This is a genomic window from Cellulophaga baltica 18 (assembly GCF_000468615.2).
Taxonomy (GTDB): Bacteria; Bacteroidota; Bacteroidia; order Flavobacteriales; family Flavobacteriaceae; genus Cellulophaga; species Cellulophaga baltica.
Window position 1 is genome coordinate 454,500 of the sequence record NZ_CP009976.1, and the last position, 19,331, is coordinate 473,830.

Annotated in this window: 19 protein-coding genes; 10 read left to right on the plus strand and 9 right to left on the minus strand. The window is 35.3% G+C overall.

Annotated features, from left to right (window positions below):
- The first annotated feature begins 271 nt into the window (after positions 1 to 271).
- The 4 genes from M666_RS01860 to M666_RS01865 all read left to right on the plus strand — a co-directional run bounded on the left by M666_RS01860 (position 272) and on the right by M666_RS01865 (position 4,014).
- Complete coding sequence (locus tag M666_RS01860; protein WP_029444865.1) at positions 272 to 2,770, plus strand: zinc-dependent metalloprotease; 2,499 nt, start codon at positions 272 to 274, stop codon at positions 2,768 to 2,770.
- 117 nt (positions 2,771 to 2,887) lie between these two features.
- A complete protein-coding gene (locus tag M666_RS20435) occupies positions 2,888 to 3,046 on the plus strand; it encodes a hypothetical protein (protein WP_155854876.1) in 159 nt (52 codons plus the stop codon).
- 194 nt (positions 3,047 to 3,240) lie between these two features.
- Positions 3,241 to 3,417: a hypothetical protein gene (locus M666_RS20440; RefSeq protein ID WP_155854678.1), complete on the plus strand. Its 177-nt coding sequence runs from the start codon at positions 3,241 to 3,243 to the stop codon at positions 3,415 to 3,417.
- A gap of 138 nt (positions 3,418 to 3,555) precedes the next feature.
- Positions 3,556 to 4,014: a DUF4890 domain-containing protein gene (locus M666_RS01865; RefSeq protein ID WP_029444866.1), complete on the plus strand. Its 459-nt coding sequence runs from the start codon at positions 3,556 to 3,558 to the stop codon at positions 4,012 to 4,014.
- Between the two features lie 59 nt (positions 4,015 to 4,073).
- Here M666_RS01865 and M666_RS01870 read toward each other — a convergent pair whose 3' ends face one another.
- The 6 genes from M666_RS01870 to M666_RS01895 all read right to left on the minus strand — a co-directional run bounded on the left by M666_RS01870 (position 4,074) and on the right by M666_RS01895 (position 10,062).
- Entirely contained in the window at positions 4,074 to 5,441 is a 1,368-nt protein-coding gene (locus M666_RS01870) for a GH1 family beta-glucosidase (RefSeq protein ID WP_029444867.1), read from the minus strand.
- A complete protein-coding gene (locus M666_RS01875) occupies positions 5,441 to 6,439 on the minus strand; it encodes a glycosyltransferase family protein (RefSeq protein WP_029444868.1) in 999 nt (332 codons plus the stop codon). The genes M666_RS01870 and M666_RS01875 overlap by 1 nt, the downstream gene beginning before the upstream one ends.
- 244 nt (positions 6,440 to 6,683) lie before the next feature.
- The gene (gene hemL / locus M666_RS01880) at positions 6,684 to 7,973 is read right to left on the minus strand and encodes a glutamate-1-semialdehyde 2,1-aminomutase (protein ID WP_024478904.1); all 1,290 of its coding nucleotides are present in this window, start codon (positions 7,971 to 7,973) and stop codon (positions 6,684 to 6,686) included.
- An 8-nt stretch (positions 7,974 to 7,981) separates the two neighbouring features.
- Entirely contained in the window at positions 7,982 to 8,818 is an 837-nt protein-coding gene (locus tag M666_RS01885; protein WP_029444869.1) for a glucosaminidase domain-containing protein, read from the minus strand.
- Entirely contained in the window at positions 8,815 to 9,657 is an 843-nt protein-coding gene (locus M666_RS01890) for a 1-aminocyclopropane-1-carboxylate deaminase/D-cysteine desulfhydrase (RefSeq protein WP_220466907.1), read from the minus strand. The genes M666_RS01885 and M666_RS01890 overlap by 4 nt, the downstream gene beginning before the upstream one ends.
- An 81-nt stretch (positions 9,658 to 9,738) precedes the next feature.
- A complete protein-coding gene (locus M666_RS01895; protein WP_024478907.1) occupies positions 9,739 to 10,062 on the minus strand; it encodes a hypothetical protein in 324 nt (107 codons plus the stop codon).
- 179 nt (positions 10,063 to 10,241) lie between these two features.
- Here M666_RS01895 and M666_RS20445 point away from each other — a divergent pair, with 179 nt between their 5' ends.
- The 3 genes from M666_RS20445 to M666_RS01905 all read left to right on the plus strand — a co-directional run bounded on the left by M666_RS20445 (position 10,242) and on the right by M666_RS01905 (position 12,919).
- Positions 10,242 to 10,403, plus strand: a complete 162-nt coding sequence (locus M666_RS20445; RefSeq protein WP_158399903.1) for a C1orf53 family protein — start codon at positions 10,242 to 10,244, stop codon at positions 10,401 to 10,403.
- Positions 10,404 to 10,478: 75 nt separating this feature from the next.
- Positions 10,479 to 11,033: a DUF4136 domain-containing protein gene (locus M666_RS01900; RefSeq protein ID WP_029444870.1), complete on the plus strand. Its 555-nt coding sequence runs from the start codon at positions 10,479 to 10,481 to the stop codon at positions 11,031 to 11,033.
- Between the two features lie 134 nt (positions 11,034 to 11,167).
- Positions 11,168 to 12,919: an aromatic amino acid hydroxylase gene (locus M666_RS01905; RefSeq protein WP_029444871.1), complete on the plus strand. Its 1,752-nt coding sequence runs from the start codon at positions 11,168 to 11,170 to the stop codon at positions 12,917 to 12,919.
- A 1-nt stretch (position 12,920) separates the two neighbouring features.
- Here M666_RS01905 and M666_RS01910 read toward each other — a convergent pair whose 3' ends face one another.
- The 3 genes from M666_RS01910 to alaS form a co-directional block, all read right to left on the minus strand.
- Positions 12,921 to 13,532, minus strand: a complete 612-nt coding sequence (locus M666_RS01910; protein ID WP_029444872.1) for a DUF4230 domain-containing protein — start codon at positions 13,530 to 13,532, stop codon at positions 12,921 to 12,923.
- On the minus strand, positions 13,529 to 14,485 hold the full coding sequence (locus tag M666_RS01915) for a GSCFA domain-containing protein (RefSeq protein WP_029444873.1): 957 nt from the start codon (positions 14,483 to 14,485) through the stop codon (positions 13,529 to 13,531). Before M666_RS01915 ends, M666_RS01910 begins: the two co-directional genes overlap by 4 nt.
- 105 nt (positions 14,486 to 14,590) lie before the next feature.
- Positions 14,591 to 17,206: an alanine--tRNA ligase gene (alaS, locus tag M666_RS01920; protein ID WP_029444874.1), complete on the minus strand. Its 2,616-nt coding sequence runs from the start codon at positions 17,204 to 17,206 to the stop codon at positions 14,591 to 14,593.
- A 190-nt stretch (positions 17,207 to 17,396) separates the two neighbouring features.
- Between alaS and M666_RS01925 the strand changes: the two genes are divergently transcribed.
- Genes M666_RS01925 through M666_RS01935 form a run of 3 tightly spaced genes read left to right on the plus strand, consistent with a single transcriptional unit; the run spans position 17,397 to position 19,324 of the window.
- Complete coding sequence (locus tag M666_RS01925) at positions 17,397 to 18,374, plus strand: M23 family metallopeptidase (RefSeq protein ID WP_024478913.1); 978 nt, start codon at positions 17,397 to 17,399, stop codon at positions 18,372 to 18,374.
- Positions 18,374 to 18,703, plus strand: a complete 330-nt coding sequence (locus M666_RS01930) for a MerR family transcriptional regulator (protein ID WP_024478914.1) — start codon at positions 18,374 to 18,376, stop codon at positions 18,701 to 18,703. Before M666_RS01925 ends, M666_RS01930 begins: the two co-directional genes overlap by 1 nt.
- Positions 18,704 to 18,724: 21 nt before the next feature.
- Positions 18,725 to 19,324, plus strand: coding sequence for a LemA family protein (locus M666_RS01935; protein ID WP_029444875.1), 600 nt, complete (start codon positions 18,725 to 18,727; stop codon positions 19,322 to 19,324).
- Positions 19,325 to 19,331 lie beyond the last annotated feature (7 nt).

The window sequence follows — 19,331 nt, forward strand, 5'->3', positions numbered from 1 at the left end:
GGGCTTTGAATCGACTAATTCCAATAACTAACTTTTTACGCTGTTTGCAAATATTATTGAATATACCAAAGAGACGCTTTAATTCTTAAAATGTTACACATTTCATGAATAATTAACAATATAACAACAACAAGTTAAATTAATCGACTAGAAATCAAATAATAACATGGTTTATTGTTAACATTTAGGTTGATCAGATTAAGATATCGTTAACGAAAATTTAATTTTTATTTTCGTTATTTGGGAAAGACTAATTAAACTATCATACAAAATGTTCAAAACTCTCATGAAGCGGGCACTCCTTGTTCTCGCTCTCGTAGGTTGTTTCTCTACAACCGAAGCTCAAATTTTCAAAAAGAAAAAAAATAAATCAGAGCAAAAAAGCGATCAAGGCAAACCTAAAAAAGGTGGCATTGAAGCTTATGAAAAAGTAATCACAAAAGAAGCTAAAACCGACAAAGGACTTTTTGATGTTCATGAAGTTAACAGTAAGTTCTTTTATGAAATTCCAGATTCTCTTTTTAACAAAGAAATGTTAATGGTGAGCCGTATCTCCAAAACAGCTAACGGACTTGGTTTTGGTGGTGGAAAAATTAACACTCAAGTATTACGTTGGGAAAAGAAAGATAAAAAAGTATTACTACGTGTCGTTTCTTATGATGTTATTGCAGCAGATTCTTTACCGGTACATGAGGCTGTTGTAAACTCTAATTTTGAGCCTGTATTATACGCTTTTGACATAAAAGCACTTAAAAAAGATTCTATTAACCCTGCTACTGTAATTGAAGTAGGAGATTTATTTGAAAAAGATGTAAATGCTTTAGGGATGCCTGACTTTTACAGAAAAAGGTTTAAAGTTTCTCGTTTAGATAATGACAGAAGTTATGTAGAATCTGTTAAGAGTTACCCTTTAAATATTGAAGCTAGACATGTAAAAACATATTTAGCAAGTGCCGCCCCTTCTAATGGCGATTTAGGTTCTATTTCTATTGAGATTAATAACTCCATGATATTACTACCTGCAGAGCCTATGAAAAAACGTTACTATGACGAACGTGTAGGTTGGTTTGCTCGTGGTCAAGTAGATTATGGTTTAGATGCTCAAGAAAGTAAAACAGTAACCTTCTTAGACCGTTGGAGACTTGAAGTAAAAGATGAAGATCTTGAAAAGTTTAAAAATGGGGAACTTGTTGAACCAAAAAAACAAATTGTATACTACATAGACCGTGCTACACCAAAGGAATGGGTGCCTTTTATCAAGCAAGGTATTGAAGATTGGCAAGTAGCATTTGAAGCTGCAGGTTTTAAAAATGCTATTATTGCTAAAGATCCACCGAGTAAAGAAGAAGACCCTGAATGGTCTCCTGAAGATGTTCGGTATTCTGTAGTTCGGTATTTAGCTTCTCCTATTCCTAATGCTAACGGTCCTCACGTAAGTGATCCTAGAACTGGTGAGATCTTAGAATCTGACATCAATTGGTATCATAATGTAATGACTTTATTACGTAACTGGTATTTTGTACAAACTGCGGCCATTAACGAAGACGCTAGAAGCGTTAAGTTTAAGAATGACGTTATGGGTAGATTAATTCGTTTTGTATCCTCTCATGAAGTAGGACACACTTTAGGCTTACCTCATAATATGGGAAGTAGTGTTGCATACCCAGTAGATTCTCTTCGTTCTGCAACGTTTACTAAAAAATATGGAACAGCACCTTCTATTATGGATTATGCACGTTTTAATTATGTAGCACAACCAGGAGATGAAGGTGTTGCATTAATGCCAGAGATTGGAATTTATGATAAATATGCAATTAGTTGGGGATACCGACCAATTTCAGATAAGAATGCTGAAGAAGAAAAGCCTGTTCTAGATCAGTGGATTTTAGCGCATGCAGGAGATCCTTTATATAGATTTGGTCACCAACAGGCAGGCGATGTGGTAGATCCAAGTTCTCAAACAGAAGATTTAGGAGACGATGCTGTTAAAGCGAGCACCTATGGTATTGCAAATTTAAAGCGTATCGTTCCAAATTTAGCAACCTGGATTGCCGAAGACGGTAAAAAATATGACGATTTAGGTACGCTTTATGAGCAAGTACTTTCACAGTATAACCGTTATATGGGACATGTTTCTAATAATATAGGAGGTGTTTATGAGAATTATAAAACTTTTGATCAAGAAGGAGCAGTATATACGCCTGTTGCTAAAGAGCGTCAAAAAAATAGTTTAGCTTTTGTTCAAAAAGAATTATTTACCACCCCAGAATGGTTATTGGATCAAGACATATTTAATAAAATAGAATACTCTGGTTCTATTGAACGCTTACGATCTATACAAGTTAGAACATTAGATAACATCTTAAGTCTTGGAAAAATTGCCCGTATCATAGAGAATGAAACTATAAATGGCAAAGAGGCTTATGCCTTAACTACTATGATGAAAGATCTTAGAACAGGGATCTGGTCAGAATTATCAAGAGGGAGTAAAATTGATACGTACCGCAGAAATTTACAGAAAGCACATATTGATCGTTTAACGTATTTAATGACTGCTGAATCTCAAACAAAAAGTAGAAGATCTAGTCCGTATGTAAAATCTACACCGCTTAATACAAGCCAATCGGATGTACGTTCTGTAGCCAGAGCCGAATTAAATATTTTGAAACGTGCAATAAAAGCGGCTATTGGTAGAACGTCTGATAGTATGAGTAAATATCATTTACAAGATGCTGTAGTACGTATTGATCAGATTTTAGACCCTAAATAAAAATGTTAAACTACTCAAATGCGGATTTGACCTATACAAATCTGCATTTGACAACATTGATAAAACGATAAAGGGAACAATTTCTTAGTTTTGAGTATCGCTTTAAACCCCCAGATTATGACAAAAAGAATTCAAAGCATCGTATATTTCGCACTATTAATCATTGCATGTTTGGTCTATACAGTAACAGACAGCTCATCAAGCACAAGTACTGATTTCTCTAGTTCTAAAACAGAAATATCTCAAAAAAATACAGTTTCCTTGAATAAGTATTAAAACCAATACTGATGGATAATATTACAAAAGGTGTGAATTAAAATTCACACCTTTTTTTTGATCTTAAATTAACCTCCATGCATAGTTGTCTACAAATATTGATAGTTAGACCTACAATTACACCAGTTCTCACAACATATTTTTAATATATGTATGTATTTTCTTACATTTGTATTCTATAAACGAATGATACTATGACCCCGAAACTTAAAAGCCTACTTTTCTTTTTAGCATTTGTCTTATGTTCTATTCTATATTATAGTCTAGAAGAACAAAACAAAAACAACTCATTGTCTAGTGATGATAACTTCGCTACTATGCAATTATCTGATATGGAAAATACAGATGATCTAGAGCAAGCTGATAATTGAAATGTAACCAACTAAACATTAGCTATTAAAAACGACAGCCAATACGTAATGTATTGGCTTTTGTGTTAAATAAAAGTAAATTATTAAACCTTTTAACAACCCATCAGTCAAAAGGTAAAGTAATTTAAATTTTTAAACATGAAAAAAGTAATAGGAGTTCTTGTGCTATTTATAGGATTAAATGCCTTTGCACAGAAAAGAGAAATGAAGAGTGAGATGACTCCAGATCAAATGGCTACATTGTCTACTAAAAAAATGACCTTAGCTTTAGATTTAACTGAGAGTCAGCAAGCAAAAGTGTATGTATTAGAATTAGAGCATGCTACGGAGCGTCTAGCAAAGATGGAAGCACGTAAACAAGCTAGAGAAAATGGGACTACTAAAAACCTAAATTCTGATCAGCGGTATGAAATGCAATCTAAAATGCTTGACCAAAGAATTGAGCAAAAAAAGAAAATGAAATCTGTTTTAACCAAAGAGCAATTTGAGAAATGGGAAAAAATGGCTCATCATCGCAACAGAGAAGGTAGAAAAGGTAAGCACCAAAAAGGTGAAAAAAAAGGGCACAAAAACAATGAAGATAGAAATAATGATTAGGCCGTTTTTGTACGTTTAGTTAAGTGTAAAAGTCGATAGCAATATCGACTTTTTATTTTTTAAGGTTTTAAGAACTTAGCAAACCATTTTCCAGAAGATTTTATAATTCTTTTTTGAGTACCGAAATCAACATAAACAAGTCCAAATCGCGGTTTATATCCTTCTGCCCATTCAAAATTATCCATCAAAGTCCACACAAAATAACCATCTATCTTTAATCCTTTTTCCTTGGCTTTATATACTTGCCTCAAATACTGCTTAAAAAATTTTCTTCGTTCTATATCATTTACAAAACCATTGGCCACATTATCTTCAAAGGCGGCCCCATTTTCTGTTATAATAATTTTTTTCACTCCTTCATATCCATTAAACTTCTTAATCATTTTGTAGATACTTTTAGGATAAACCTCCCAATTCATTACGGTAGTCTGTACGTTTCGCTTATTCGCTTCAATTATTTTAGCACTCAAATAAGGTACAAAATAACTATGCTTTACCACTTCTCTGGTGTAGTTCTGAATTCCGATAAAATCAAACTCAAAAACAGCATCCTCAAGATCTCCTGGCTGTATGTATTTATTCAGCTTTTTTAGAACAGGTGCCGCTGCTGCAGGATATCCTAAACCTAATGAAGGCTCTATAAATAATCTATTTAGTAAAGCATCTGCTTTTTCTGCTGCTAAAACATTTTTCTTTTTCTTATCAATAGGAGTAATATAAGAGCAGCTAAATGTAGTGCCAATTACAGCATTTGGCACCAATGCTCTTAGCAGTTTACCTCCTGCTGCTTGGCATAATACCGCATGATGAATAGCTGGTAAAAAATTCTTTAAGCCTTTAAGCCCGGGCGCATGAACCCCTAGAAAATGACCTGCCCCTGTAAATACCATCGGCTCATTCAACACCATCCAGTGTTTTACACGGTCTCCAAAATGAGTAGCACAGACCTTCGTGAAATTCTCAAACCATGACACTATTGCCCTATTAGTCCAACCACCTTGGTCTTGTAAAACCTGAGGAAGATCCCAATGATAAAGCGTTACCCAAGGAGTAATCTTTTGCTCCAAGCAAAAATCTATCACCTCATTATAAAACTGTATTCCTTTTTCACTTACTTCTCCAGTACCCATTGGCAATAACCTAGACCACGAGAGCGAAAATCTGAAATTAGGAATATTCATGGCTTTCATCAGCAAAATATCTTCCTTGTACTTATGATAAAAATCGCAGGCGGTATTGCCATTTTCACCTTTATGAATTACGCCTATTTGATCTGTAAAACTATCCCAGATAGAAGGACTCTTATCATGCTTATCATGAGCACCTTCAATCTGATATGCCGCCACAGAAACTCCCCAAACAAAATCTTCTCCGAACTTTTTACTCGTGAACTTAGATTTTTTTGAAGTGTTATTCTTAGTCTTCATTAGCGTGGCTTCAAGTTCTCTGATAATACAGTATCTATTATTTCTTCTGTGAGATCAGGATAGTTAACTACTACTCTCGTGTCATTGGCAATCCATTTTTTTATGCGTCTTAAATGTTTTGTCTTTAAAGAACGTATTACAGGAACTCCCAATTTTTTAAGAGCCGCAGCATTACACTGTTGTTCGTATTGCCCTTTCATAGGAATTACCAAAAGCTTCTTATGTAAGAATAGTGCTTCTGCAGGCGCTTCAAAGCCAGCTCCACACAATACACCTGAACTCGTAGCCATACTTGCTATAAATGCCTCGTTTGTTATAGGCTTAATTGTTACATTCCCACGAGTTACCAGTTCCTTATTATGTTTTGAAAACACTTCCCAAGTAGCATTAGTCACTTTTGAAAGCATTTTTAATATTTTTTCATCGCTGTAGGAAGGTAAGTACACCGTATAATGATCTCGTACTTCAACTTTAGCATTACGAATATCTTGACGAATGACAGGCGTATAAATACTCGGATTAAAATTGCTAAAATGAAACCCGTATTGTTTTGTGGTGGGTGCATAACGTCTTAATATCAAATGCCCTAACGGATCTGGCTTGTGAGGTTTAGGACTGCCTTTCATTAAAACTGCAGCCTGATGACTGACACTGATACAGGGTTTATTCTTTAGTTTGCAAGCCCAAGCCGAAACTGGTTCAAAATCATTTATAATAAGATCATAGTCTTCAATAGGCAAACTCTTAATTTCTTTTTGAAGTCTTCTTGAATTGGCTCTAATGTAGGTTTTCCATAGGTCTACCCCACCCTTCTTTCCAAAAATAAAACTTAAACCTTGGAATTGGTATTTAACAGGATACGGAATATCTATATCGGCCTGTGTACCACTTAACAAAAGATCTAGCTCTATATCTTTCTTTAATAAAATTGGAATAATATCACGAGCTCTACTTAAATGGCCATTTCCGGTTCCTTGAATTGCATATAATACTTTCATTCATTTTTGGGTTTAATTGATCCCAACCAAATTAACTATAGTGAACGGATAAAAAAATTGTAGTTACTTTTTTATTCAATTATTTTCTACAGTTGCATTTAAATAGCGCGTCATCAAGACATTCAAAGATTATAAATAAATCTGAAGTAGAATGGTACTATAGTTTAAGAATAAGTTATCTGATTGTAAACAAAAAAGAGAGGCAAATTGCCTCTCTTTTTTTATATTCTAAATAGTATGTATTCTATTTCAATTCGTCTACGATACTTTCTAAAGCTTTTATCGTTGCATCTAAATCTTCATAAGATAAGGCGTCATTTAAAAAATAACTCTCAAAAGCACTTGGCGGTAAATAGATACCGTTGCGTAACATGCCATGAAAATATTTTTTGAACGTCTCATTATTTCCTTCTGCAGATGAAGCAAAATCTACTACAGGAGTCGCAGTAAAGTGTACAGAAATCATACTACCAAATCTATTGATCTGATGTTTAATACCGTTATCTTTTAATACCTTTTCTAATCCTTTGTGTAAGTATGCTGTTTTATCGGCAAGGCTTCTAAAGATATTAGGGTTGGTATTTAAAGCTGTTAGCATTGCCAAACCAGCACTCATTGCTAAAGGATTTCCACTTAATGTTCCTGCTTGATATACGGGTCCGTCTGGCGCTAATTTTGCCATAATTTCATTACGTGCAGCAAAAGCTCCTACAGGAAGCCCACCTCCAATAACTTTTCCAAAGGTGACAATATCTGCATTAATCCCCAACACTTCTTGAGCACCACCTTTCGCCAATCTAAAGCCGGTCATGACCTCATCAAAAATCAAAAGAATACCTTCTTTTGTACACAGCTCTCTCAAGCCTTTCATAAAGTCTTCTTGAGGAATAATGCATCCCATATTCCCCGCAATTGGTTCAATAATTATCGCTGCAATTTCTCGTTTATTAGCATCCACTAAAGTTTGGACACTCTCTAAATCATTATAATTAGCCAATAAGGTATCTTTTGCTGTACCTTCTGTTACCCCTGGACTATTAGGACTACCAAAAGTAACGGCTCCACTACCCGCTTGAATTAAGAAAGAGTCTGAATGCCCGTGGTAACAACCAGAAAATTTAATGATTTTATCTTTTCCTGTATATCCTCTAGCCAAACGTACCGCACTCATACATGCTTCTGTACCGCTATTTACAAATCTAATTTTATCAATATTAGGCACCATAGAAACTGCTAATTTTGCCAATTCCGTTTCTATTTCTGTTGGCATCCCAAAAGAGGTTCCTTTTTTAGCTTTTTCAATGACTGCATTAATAACAGGCTCATAGGCGTGGCCTAATATTAACGGACCCCATGATGCGATGTAATCTATAAATTTATTACCATCTTCATCTGTAAAATAAGCTCCTTTAGCTTCTTTTACAAAAACTGGTGTTCCGCCTACCGCTTTAAAAGCTCTTACCGGAGAGTTTACACCGCCAGGAATATATTCTTGGGCTTCATTAAAAAGTTCACTACTTCTTTTATATAGCATGTTGTTCTTTATTTTTTTACTGATTTTACAACCAGTTGCTGACCAATAGCTAAATTGCTAGAGTTCATTTTATTTATTTTCATTAGTTCTTCTACGGATACAAAATACTTTCTAGAAATAGAATATAAGGTATCGCCTTTCTGAACTACGTGTGTTTTATAGTCGTAGGTCTTTGGTTCTTTCTTGCTGGCGTATCCTTGATTATTAACTAACTTATCATACTGGTGCAAATCATATTGCTCAATAAATGAAATTAGTTTACTAGGATACTTTCTATCTGTAGCATAACCAGCCTGTTTTAATCCATGTGCCCAACCTCTATAATCATCATTATCTAAGTCAAAAAGAAAGGAATAACGCGCTCTAGAAGTTAAGAATATACTGTGATCTCTAAAAGAATACATAGGATGGTTGTACTTTCTAAAGCATTCTCCTTTCTCATCATCATCATGATAATCAAAATCGCCTTCCCAGCCCGTATGGCATTTAATTCCAAAATGGTTATTGGTCTTTTTCACCAAAGTACTACGTCCATAACCACTTTCTAGAATACCCTGAGCAAGTGTAATACTAGCCGGAATTCCGTAAGCCTTCATTTCAAATTGCGCTATTTCAGAAAATGTATTAATATATTCTTGAACAGAACTAATAGGGAAGTCTATAAACTTTCCGGAATCTTCTGGAAGAAGGTAAATATCCGTATCCGCTTCTGCAGCATCTGCCGCCTTCGTGTCTGTTGTGCTCGTATATGCTCCTTGCTTTTTAGTGGTAGCGACTGTTCTTTTGTGTGACTTACAGGCTGCAAAAAAAACGAGTACTAAGATAAGTGTTATCTTTTTTATCATAATTCTAGTAATGGTAAATTTTTATTCTTTAATACTTTATTCATCCCGGTAATACCTTGTAGACCACCCGTATGGATGGCTAATATTTTAGTGCCTTCTTTAAAGTGGTTCTTGGCAATCATATCCACCACTCCGAACATCATTTTTCCTGTATAAATAGGATCTAATGGGATGGCTGTGTTCTTTTTAAAATCATTAATAAAAACAATTAACTCTTTTGAAATCTTGCCATATCCTCCAAAATTATAATTTGTTTCTAAATCCCAATTAGATTTCGCTGTAAATTTACAAATATCTTTTTTTAGAAAATCGCCTTTTAAGGCAGGAAAACCTATTATAACCTGATGATCCTTAGAAGAATTGATAATTCCTGAAATTGTACCTCCAGTTCCTACACAAGTGATGACCACATCAAAATCTGAATCGCCAGCACGTACTATTTCTTCACAACCTTGCACTGCAAATTGGTTGGTACCACCTTCGGGAATGCGATAAAATAGTCCAAACTCTTTTTCTAAAGAGCCAATAGCCCCCGCCTCTTCTTTAACTCTATAAGCTTCTCTGGTGACAAATTTAAATTGCATACCGTTAGCATGGGCAAATCTTAAGGTAGGATTCTCTTGCCATTTCTGTGCTAGTTCCTCTCCTCTGATAATCCCTATTGTATTAAAGCCATATTCTTTCCCTGCAAATGCAGTTGCGGCAATATGGTTGCTATAGGCGCCCCCATAAGTAAGTATCGTTTTTAATCCGGCCTTCTTAGCCGCTTCTATATTATACTTAAGTTTTCTAAATTTATTCCCCGAGATAAATGGATGGAGTTGATCTTCCCTTTTCATGTAAAGAGTAACTTTTTTGTCCTTTAGAATTGGAAGTTCTACCTTTTGATTTCTACTTACCACCACTCATTTTTAAGAAACTCAAAGATATTTAATAAAGCTGAATGCTTTGCGTTCTGTAGGATAATTTAAATTTCGTTCATTGGCATACGCCTCTCGTTCAAAACTTATATTCTTATAGGCCTTGTACGAGTTAAGATAACAGATACACCGGATGCTCCATTCCATGAGATACAGCACATAGAAAAATACCACCAATAATTCTGTTTGCTGCTTTAGGTGAATTTTTTCATGGTTAATAAGAATTACATCTTTCTTTAACGCATCATCCTTTAGAATAATAAAAGGCCAAAGTGTTAAGCCTACGTAATTCTTCACAAAAAAAAGTCTTGAAACTAAAATCATTCTTAAATATTACAATCTATACCTTACCAAAGCTAAAAACGTGCCACAACTATTTTTAGGTGTGTTGCAGCAGAACTGAATCTTATTTTTAGGCTATTATTAAAATTAACGTTAAAAATTATTTTAAATTCTATAATCCGCAAAGAAGAATTAAATTTACAGGAATCGGATGTATTATGATGAAAAAAATTATCCCCATAGAAGAAGGTGACTTTTACCTTTCGGAGCAAGGATACAAAGTTTTTACCGCCCAGTACCATTTAAAACGAGGATACTGTTGCGAAAGTGGTTGCAGACATTGTCCTTATGGCTATAGTTCTAAAACCAATAAGTACAACTAAATCAGGCTCTTTCGGCATGATTATTGATATTTATGCTAATCAGAATATAATAATAACCCTATAATAAAATTTGTTATGAAAACATTTAAAATTTTAGCCCTGCCTATTTTTGCGCTTCTTATTCTAAGTTCCTGCAGTTCTGTCCGTGTAATGGCAGATTATGATAAAAAAGCAGATTTTAGCACCTATAAAACATACGCATTTTATAAAACGGGTGTTGATAAAGCTCAGATTTCGGATTTAGATAAAAAAAGAATTCTATATGCTATTGAAGCTGAAATGACTGCTAGAGGTTTTTCTAAATCTGAGAACCCAGATATATTGGTAAGCATTTTTACTAAAGAAAGAGAACAAGTAGATATTTACAATAATTACTGGGGCGGTGGCTTTGGATGGGGTTGGAATCCTTATTTCTGGGGAGGACAAAATATGTATGGCAACCAAGTAAGTACCCGTACAGAGGGCTCTTTATATATTGATCTTATTGACGCCAAAGACAAGCAATTGGTATGGCAAGGAAAAGGTGTTGGTGCATTATACCAAACCAAAAATATAGAAAAGAAAGAAGAACGCATTCAGAAGTTTGTTACTGAGATATTAAAAGCTTACCCGCCAAGGGCTTCTAATTAAAAAATAGTTATCCTTATAAATTACCGTGAAAGCAGAACCTATGTTCTGCTTTTTTTTATGCCCTAACCACAGTAAAATCACACCTACTTATCTGTACTATATTTTGTATCTTTAATCCGAAATAAATACGAATTATGTCTTACGAGAGTAACCCTATTTTAGATAAACTACCAGTGCATTTAAGGCAATTTATAAAGCCACAGGATTATAGTGACTACACCGCTATCAATCAGGCTGTATGGCGTTATGTAATGCGAAAAAATGTAGATTATTTAAGTAAGGTTGCCCATAAATCCTATTTAGACGGACTAAATAAAACAGGGATTTCTATTGATGACATTCCTAACATGTATGGGATGAACCGTATTCTACAGGAAATTGGTTGGGCTGCCGTTGCGGTAGACGGATTCATACCGCCTTCTGCATTTATGGAGTTTCAAGCATATAATGTGCTTGTCATTGCTTCAGACATTCGGCAGTTAGAACATATTGAATACACTCCTGCACCAGATATTATCCATGAAGGAGCAGGTCATGCGCCTATTATTGCTAATCCTGAATACGCAGAATACTTAAGAAGATTTGGAGAGATTGGTTGTAAAGCAATCTCTAGCGCTAAAGATTATGAATTGTATGAAGCTGTGCGCCATCTTTCTATTATCAAAGAAGCTCATGGCACACCACAAAATGAGATTGATGCTGCTGAAAAACTAATTGAAGACTTACAGCAAAACATGGGAGAACCTAGTGAGATTGCGTTGATCCGTAATTTGCACTGGTGGACGGTTGAGTATGGCTTAATTGGTACTGTTGACAATCCTAAAATTTACGGGGCAGGCTTACTTTCTTCTATCGGAGAAAGTGCTTGGTGTATGACTGATGATGTTAAAAAAATTCCCTATTCTATAGAGGCAGCACATACTTCTTTTGATATCACAAAACCACAACCTCAACTTTTTGTGACTCCAGATTTTGCATTTCTAAGTCAGGTGTTAGAAGAATTTGCTAATACTATGGCGCTGCGAAAAGGAGGTTTATCAGGAATCAAAAAACTAATCAATTCAAAAGATTTAGGGACTATTGAGTTGAGTACTGGGATTCAGGTTTCTGGTAATTTTGAACAGGTTATTGAGTTTGAAAACAAACCCGTTTATTTTCAAACCAAAGGCAAAACAGCACTGTCGTACCGCGAAAAAGAACTTGTGGGTCATAGCACCAAACACCATGCTCAAGGTTTTGGCTCTCCTATAGGGAAACTTAAAGGTATTAACCTTGCTATTGAAGATATGAGTCCTAGGGATTTAAAAGCCTATAACATTTTTGAAGGGCAAACCATCCATCTAGAATTTGAAGGCGGCATAAAGGTTCAAGGAGAAATTATTACAGGGACACGTAATCTACGAGGAGAAATTATACTAATCACCTTTGACAATTGTACCGTGACCTACGGTGATACTATTTTGTTCACTCCTGATTTCGGCTTATATCATATGGCTATAGGAGAAAATATTGCTTCTGCTTTTAATGGCCCCGCAGATTTAGCTAGTTTTGATTTGATTACCCATAAGGTGACCAATACCACTATAAAGCCTACTAAAAATGACAAAAGCATCTTACTAGAGCAATACTACCAACAAATTAGAGAATTTAGAGAAGGCAAAAACACAACGATTTCTAGGAATAAAGTTTTTCAAGAAGTAAAACATAACTTCCCTAAGGACTGGTTACTTTCTGTAGAACTGTATGAATTAGCAAAATCTAATAACGATGTGGAATTTGCCTCAGAAATTTTAGCGCACTTAGAAAAAGTGAAACAAAACAATCCTAGCGTGGGTCGTTTAATAGACGACGGACTAGTATTAGTGAATCAAAGTTTGGTGATATAACTTATCCTTTTATCAAATCTGGTAAATTACCATTTACCGTTTCTCCTTTGTATTCTAAGGTCCACCCTAACGAATTAGTTAGGATATAGAAATTAGAGAGTTCGCTTAACAACCTGTTTTGCGCATTTAATTTTAAAGCAGAATTCTCTACTTTTTTCATTAAAGAGGCACGTACATTCTTCTTGATCTTATTATAGTCATTGGCATTGAACTGATTCAAATAATCTGCCGAAACATCATAATACTCAAAATCTGGATTTAGTTTTATTTCTGGCTCAGGGATACTTTTTATCAGTAGCGTTTTTGTTTCTTCCTGTACTTCAAAATCTATCTTACTTAAATCATAAGCAACCGTAACATCTGCATTTACCACTACCAATGCTTTTTTCTCCGCCGTAATTAAGGGTCCAAAAAGTTGTTGCGAATCTTTATAGTTATAAACCTCAGCAAAATGCCCCTCGGTCACCACTAATTTTGACACATTTTTGATAGACTCCTGGATAAGCATGGAGTTTTCTTTTAGAATAGACTTTTCTTTTGAACTATCGGAACAAGAACGAAAAATAAATACCAAGGCCAATGTAACCACAGCTCCTATAATGATGTTTTTCATAGACTAAATTTCATAAATGGATATTGTTTCTGAACACGCGCAATTTTACCTTCTAAGGCTTTTAAAAACTTTTGATGTTGTTCTGACTCCGGATTAAAAGGTCTATGCACTAAACCTCTCTGGATAGCTTCTACCGCTTTCATCCCAGAGCTTGCTACATCAGAAACCCAAACTTCATTAAACTTCTCCCAAATATAACGTATTGCCACAGCATTAGGGTGTATCATATCTTCTGCATAAAAACGATAATCCCGAAGCTCATCCATCATGAGTTCATAACTAGGAAAATAAGCGTTCTTTTCTCCTGAAGTAAGTATTACTTGATGAATAGCCGTTATCAAGTGCGCTTTACTTTGCTGATTTGCTACAAAGCCATCTTTTAAATGACGTACCGGTGATACCGTAAATACGACTTGAACTTTACTATTTACTTTGGCTACAAGCGCTACAATACGCTCTAGACTTTCCTGAATAGCAATTACCGAGAGTAGTTCTTTAAGAAACGATACCTGAGGAACTTTATGACAGTTGGCCACTACGCGATCTGTACGCAACTCACGGTACACCCAAGCTGTACCTAAAGTAATGATCAAGTGCGATGCTTTTTCTAGTTGTTGCCTAACGATAACCAAGCAATTATTTAAATTAGCCAATAAGGCCTCTTTGGTAGGTGCTGATAATTCGGAATGTGCATCATAACACTGCCAGCGCTCATTTAAATAAAATACCTCATCTTCTGTATAGGCTGTATTTGTTATCGCCCTAGAAATTAATTTTTCAATAGCTAATGGATGAAATAGGATACCGAAAGGATTTTGAACGGATCGAAATTTAAAGTACGTTAATTTTTCTCCAATATTTTCAACAAAACAAGACCCTAACAATAGCAACTGACTATTATAATCAATTTGATGCTTGGCTTTCGTTAAGGGAATTTGAGTTTGGAGTTTCATTTTTAAAAATCAAAAAAGGCTTAGTACCTACCCAAAGGTACACCACTAAGCCTTTTATTGTTATCAATATTCGTTTCTAAGTGAACGTTAAAACGGAATGCGCTATTACGCTACGTAATTCTTTGCCTGCTCTAATGCTTCTGCGATCCCTCCTGGGTTTTTACCTCCAGCAGTTGCAAAAAATGCTTGGCCACCGCCACCACCTTGAATAAGTTTCCCTAATTCACGTACTACAGTTACCGCACTTAAGTCTTTCTTTTCTACTAGCTCTTTTGAAATATAGCAAGATAATAAAGCTTTACCCTCATTTTCAGCAGCTAACAATAAGAATAAATTGTCTTTGTTGCTTCCTAGCTCAAAAGACAAATCTTTGATTCCAGCAGCATCTAAATCTACTTTCTTCGCCAGAAAATCAATTCCGTTAAGGCTCTGAATTTCTGTAAGCAAATCGCCTTTCAAATTCTTAGCCTTATCCCGCAACAAACCTTCTACTTCTTTCTTTAGTTTGGCATTTTCTTCTTGCAAGCTAGTCACTGCCTTTACAGGATCCTTACTATTGTTTAGTAAAACTTTAACCTCAGAAAGTGTATTGTTATTATCCGTATAAAAATCTTTAACCGCATCAGAAGTTATCGCTTCAATTCTACGAATCCCAGAGGCTACAGCTCCTTCAGATTTAATTTTAAAATGCCAAATATCTGCTGTAGTTTTTACATGCGTACCGCCACAAAGCTCAATAGATTTTCCAAAGCGAATGGTTCTTACTGCATCACCATATTTTTCTCCGAACAAGGCCATAGCACCTTGCTCCACTGCCGTTTGCATAGGTACATTTCTACTTTCTTCCAATGGTAAATTCCCTTCAATACGTGCATTCACAAAATTCTCTACTTCCGTTAACTCCTCGGCAGTCACTTTAGAGAAATGCGAAAAATCAAAGCGTAAATATTTAGAATGTACCGCAGAACCTTTTTGCTCTACATGTGTTCCTAAAATTTCACGCAATGCTTGATGTAATAAATGTGTTGCGGTATGGTTTGCTTCCGTTCTTCTTCTTTGCTTTTCATCAACCACCGCTTTAAACGTTTCTTTGACATCTTTCGGAAGGTTTTTAGCAAAGTGAATAATTTCGTTATTCTCTTTCTTTGTATCTAGGATATAGATTACGTCACCGTTTGCCGCTTCTAAATATCCTTTATCTCCTACTTGTCCACCACCTTCTGCGTAGAAAGGAGTTAAGTTAAATACAATTTGATATTGCTCCCCATCTTTTTTAGAGGTAACCTTTCTATATTTTACTAGTTTTACGTTAGATTGTAAGACATCATATCCAATAAACTCTTGTTCTAAGTCTGAAGAAAGCACCGTCCAATCTTCTTTCGATATTTCTGATGCAGAACGCGAACGCTTCTTCTGCTCTCCCATAGCAACTTCAAACCCTTTTTCATCTAAATGAAGTCCTCTTTCACTTAAAATTAATGCGGTTAAATCTATTGGGAACCCAAAAGTATCATACAATTCAAAAGCTTTTCTACCATCAATAGTATCGCTTGCGGCGCTTGCAATAATAGAATCTAAAAGTACCAGCCCTTGATCTAAAGTTTTCAAGAAAGAATGTTCTTCTTCTTTAATAACATTTTCAATAAGTTGTTTCTGACTTTTAAGTTCAGGAAAGGCAGCTCCCATACTATCACAAAGAACATTTACCAAACGGTACATAAATGGTTCTTTAGTATCTAAGAACGTAAAGCCATACCGAATAGCTCTACGTAAAATTCTACGAATTACGTACCCCGCTCCTGTATTACTTGGCAATTGCCCGTCAGATATTGAAAAAGATACCGCACGGATATGATCTGCTATCACACGTATTGCTATGTCTAGCTTCTCATCCTTACCATAAGTATTAGTTGTAATAGCTTCTATCTCTCTAATGATCGGTGTAAAAACATCGGTATCATAGTTAGATTGCACGTTTTGCATCACCATACACAAACGTTCAAAGCCCATTCCGGTATCTACATGCTTTGCTGGTAATGATTCTAATTGGCCATTTGCTCTACGGTTGTATTGCATAAATACCAAATTCCAAATCTCTACTACTTGCGGGTGGTCATTATTTACTAATGATGCACCAGAAACTTTAGCTTTTTCTTTAGCAGATCTAATATCTACATGAATTTCTGAACAAGGTCCGCAAGGGCCTTGATCTCCCATTTCCCAAAAATTATCCTTTTTATTTCCAAAAAGAATTTGAGATTCTGGTACAATATTTCTCCAAAGCGCTAATGCTTCCGCATCTTCCTCTAAATTATCAGCATCTTTACTCCCCTCAAAAACGGTTACATAAAGACTTGTTTTATCAATCTTACAAACGTCTGTCAAAAATTCCCAAGCCCACGTAATGGCTTCTTCTTTAAAATAATCACCAAAACTCCAGTTCCCCAACATCTCAAACATCGTATGGTGGTAGGTATCTTTCCCTACTTCCTCCAAATCATTATGCTTACCACTAACGCGCAAACATTTTTGAGTATCTGTAACACGGGTATCTTTAGGGACTGTATTCCCTAAAAAGAATTCTTTAAACTGGTTCATACCAGCATTTGTAAACATTAAAGTAGGGTCATCTTTAATAACCATAGGAGCAGAAGCAACTATTTTATGTTCTTTGTCCTTAAAAAATTCTAAAAATTTTGATCGTATCTCTTGAGATTTCATCTGTAATTGTTTAATGCTTTTAGCACATTCTTATAAATCTAACCCCATAGTTGCCTAAATTCCCTTTAAAAAAGAAGAAAATGATGACAAAAACTTAAGCTTTTGATAAATTTAAGGGAATCTACAAAACTATTTTTATATTTGTTTGTTACGTTAAATTGAAAGCACAAAAATAGGATAAAATCCATTTATGTCTAAAGTAAAATATTATTACGATCCAGATACTTTATCGTATCGCAAAATAGAAGCAAAAAAATCTAGAAGATACAGGAATATAGGCCTGTTTTTACTAGGTTCTTTTTTGTTCGGTCTGCTAGGCCTTACCATATTATTGAATACCAATTTTATAAATACGCCTAAAGAATTGTCTTTACAGCGCGAGTTGCGGAATTATGATTTGCAATTTGAGCTTTTAGATAAGAAAATGGAGCAGGTAGAACAGGTGTTGGCCAATATAGAAGATAGAGACAACAATATTTACCGCGTTTATTTTGAAGCTAACCCTATCCCTGATGAGCAACGAAGAGCTGGTTTTGGTGGGGTAAACCGATATAAATCATTAGAAGGGTTTAATAATTCTGAAATGATTATTGCTTCTACAAAACGAATGGATATAATTCAAAAGCAAATGGTCATCCAATCTAAGTCTTTAGATGAGATTACAAAACTTGCGGAAGAGAAAGAAAAGCTGCTTGCAGCAATTCCTGCGATACAACCCATTAATAATGAAGATTTAAAAAGAATGGCCTCAGGATACGGTTGGCGTTCAGATCCGTTTACAAAAGCAAGAAAAATGCACTGGGGGATGGATTTTACGTCTCCTAAAGGAACCCCTATCTATGCCACTGGAGATGGTAAAGTGATCCGTGCCGATAGTAATTCTTCCGGATACGGAAACCACATTCGTATTGATCATGGTTTTGGGTATGTAAGTTTATATGCGCACATGAGTAAATACAATGTTACTGCTGGTAAAACGGTAAAACGCGGAGATCTTATTGGCTTTGTAGGGAGCACAGGACGTTCAGAAGCGCCTCACCTTCATTATGAAGTTTTTAAAGATGACCAACGTATTAACCCCATTAACTTCTACTATGGAAGTTTAACTGCGGAAGAATTCGCAAACATGTTAAGAACAGCATCACAAGAAAATCAATCATTAGACTAATGCATATAGAACTTCCTGAGAAAAGATATTACGGTATTGGCGAAATTGCAAAGGCCTTTGATGTCAACACATCATTGATTCGGTTTTGGGAAAAAGAGTTTGATGTACTTCAACCTAAAAAAAATGCAAAGGGTAACAGAAAATTCACCCCACAAGATGTAAAAAATCTGCAGTTAATTTATCACTTGGTAAAAGAACGCGGTTTTACTTTAGAGGGCGCCAAAACTCATTTAAAAGAAAACAAGAGTCAGACCCTATCAACGTTTGACATCATTAGTAAATTAGAAGGCATAAAAGCTGAACTAGTCAAAATAAAAAATCAATTATAACACTTACCAAAAATAGTAAAGATGAAAAAAGGACTGATCGGGATTATTGTTATTGTAGCTGTAATTGCCCTTTTTGGAATGTGGTATGTTAGCGCTAACAATACCCTTGTAGAAATGAAAGGACAAGCTACCAAGCAATGGGCAAACGTAGAAAGCTCATATCAGAGACGTAGTGACCTAATTGGCAATTTAGTTAAAACGGTGCAGGGTGCTGCAGATTTTGAGAGAGGAACCTTAACAGATGTTATAGAAGCAAGATCTAAAGCCACGTCTACAACTATTGATGCGAATAATTTGACTCCTGATAAGATGGCCGCTTTTCAACAAGCACAAAGTGGTTTAACAGGTGCTTTAAGTAAATTAATGGTAGTAGTAGAACGCTACCCTGAACTAAAAGCGAACCAAAATTTCTTAGACTTACAATCACAAATAGAGGGTACTGAAAATAGAATCAATGTAGAGCGTAACCGCTTCAATGATTTAGCTGGTGAGTACAATATAAAGATTGCAAAAATACCAACAAATATTATTGCTTCCTTAGCAGGGTTTCAACAACTATCCTTATTCTCAGCAAATAGCGGTGCAGAAAATGCTCCAGATGTAAATTTTGATTTTAACTAGAACCTAA

What these genes read in the sequence shown, in the direction of transcription:
- M666_RS01860 (WP_029444865.1), top strand. Translation starts at nt 272, where the DNA reads ATGTTCAAAACTCTCATGAAGCGGGCACTCCTTGTTCTCGCTCTCGTA.
- M666_RS20435 (WP_155854876.1), top strand. Translation starts at nt 2,888, where the DNA reads ATGACAAAAAGAATTCAAAGCATCGTATATTTCGCACTATTAATCATT.
- M666_RS20440 (WP_155854678.1), top strand. Translation starts at nt 3,241, where the DNA reads ATGACCCCGAAACTTAAAAGCCTACTTTTCTTTTTAGCATTTGTCTTA.
- M666_RS01865 (WP_029444866.1), top strand. Translation starts at nt 3,556, where the DNA reads ATGAAAAAAGTAATAGGAGTTCTTGTGCTATTTATAGGATTAAATGCC.
- M666_RS01870 (WP_029444867.1), bottom strand. Translation starts at nt 5,441, where the DNA reads ATGAAGACTAAGAATAACACTTCAAAAAAATCTAAGTTCACGAGTAAA.
- M666_RS01875 (WP_029444868.1), bottom strand. Translation starts at nt 6,439, where the DNA reads ATGAAAGTATTATATGCAATTCAAGGAACCGGAAATGGCCATTTAAGT.
- hemL (WP_024478904.1), bottom strand. Translation starts at nt 7,973, where the DNA reads ATGCTATATAAAAGAAGTAGTGAACTTTTTAATGAAGCCCAAGAATAT.
- M666_RS01885 (WP_029444869.1), bottom strand. Translation starts at nt 8,818, where the DNA reads ATGATAAAAAAGATAACACTTATCTTAGTACTCGTTTTTTTTGCAGCC.
- M666_RS01890 (WP_220466907.1), bottom strand. Translation starts at nt 9,657, where the DNA reads ATGAAAAGGGAAGATCAACTCCATCCATTTATCTCGGGGAATAAATTT.
- M666_RS01895 (WP_024478907.1), bottom strand. Translation starts at nt 10,062, where the DNA reads ATGATTTTAGTTTCAAGACTTTTTTTTGTGAAGAATTACGTAGGCTTA.
- M666_RS20445 (WP_158399903.1), top strand. Translation starts at nt 10,242, where the DNA reads ATGAAAAAAATTATCCCCATAGAAGAAGGTGACTTTTACCTTTCGGAG.
- M666_RS01900 (WP_029444870.1), top strand. Translation starts at nt 10,479, where the DNA reads ATGAAAACATTTAAAATTTTAGCCCTGCCTATTTTTGCGCTTCTTATT.
- M666_RS01905 (WP_029444871.1), top strand. Translation starts at nt 11,168, where the DNA reads ATGTCTTACGAGAGTAACCCTATTTTAGATAAACTACCAGTGCATTTA.
- M666_RS01910 (WP_029444872.1), bottom strand. Translation starts at nt 13,532, where the DNA reads ATGAAAAACATCATTATAGGAGCTGTGGTTACATTGGCCTTGGTATTT.
- M666_RS01915 (WP_029444873.1), bottom strand. Translation starts at nt 14,485, where the DNA reads ATGAAACTCCAAACTCAAATTCCCTTAACGAAAGCCAAGCATCAAATT.
- alaS (WP_029444874.1), bottom strand. Translation starts at nt 17,206, where the DNA reads ATGAAATCTCAAGAGATACGATCAAAATTTTTAGAATTTTTTAAGGAC.
- M666_RS01925 (WP_024478913.1), top strand. Translation starts at nt 17,397, where the DNA reads ATGTCTAAAGTAAAATATTATTACGATCCAGATACTTTATCGTATCGC.
- M666_RS01930 (WP_024478914.1), top strand. Translation starts at nt 18,374, where the DNA reads ATGCATATAGAACTTCCTGAGAAAAGATATTACGGTATTGGCGAAATT.
- M666_RS01935 (WP_029444875.1), top strand. Translation starts at nt 18,725, where the DNA reads ATGAAAAAAGGACTGATCGGGATTATTGTTATTGTAGCTGTAATTGCC.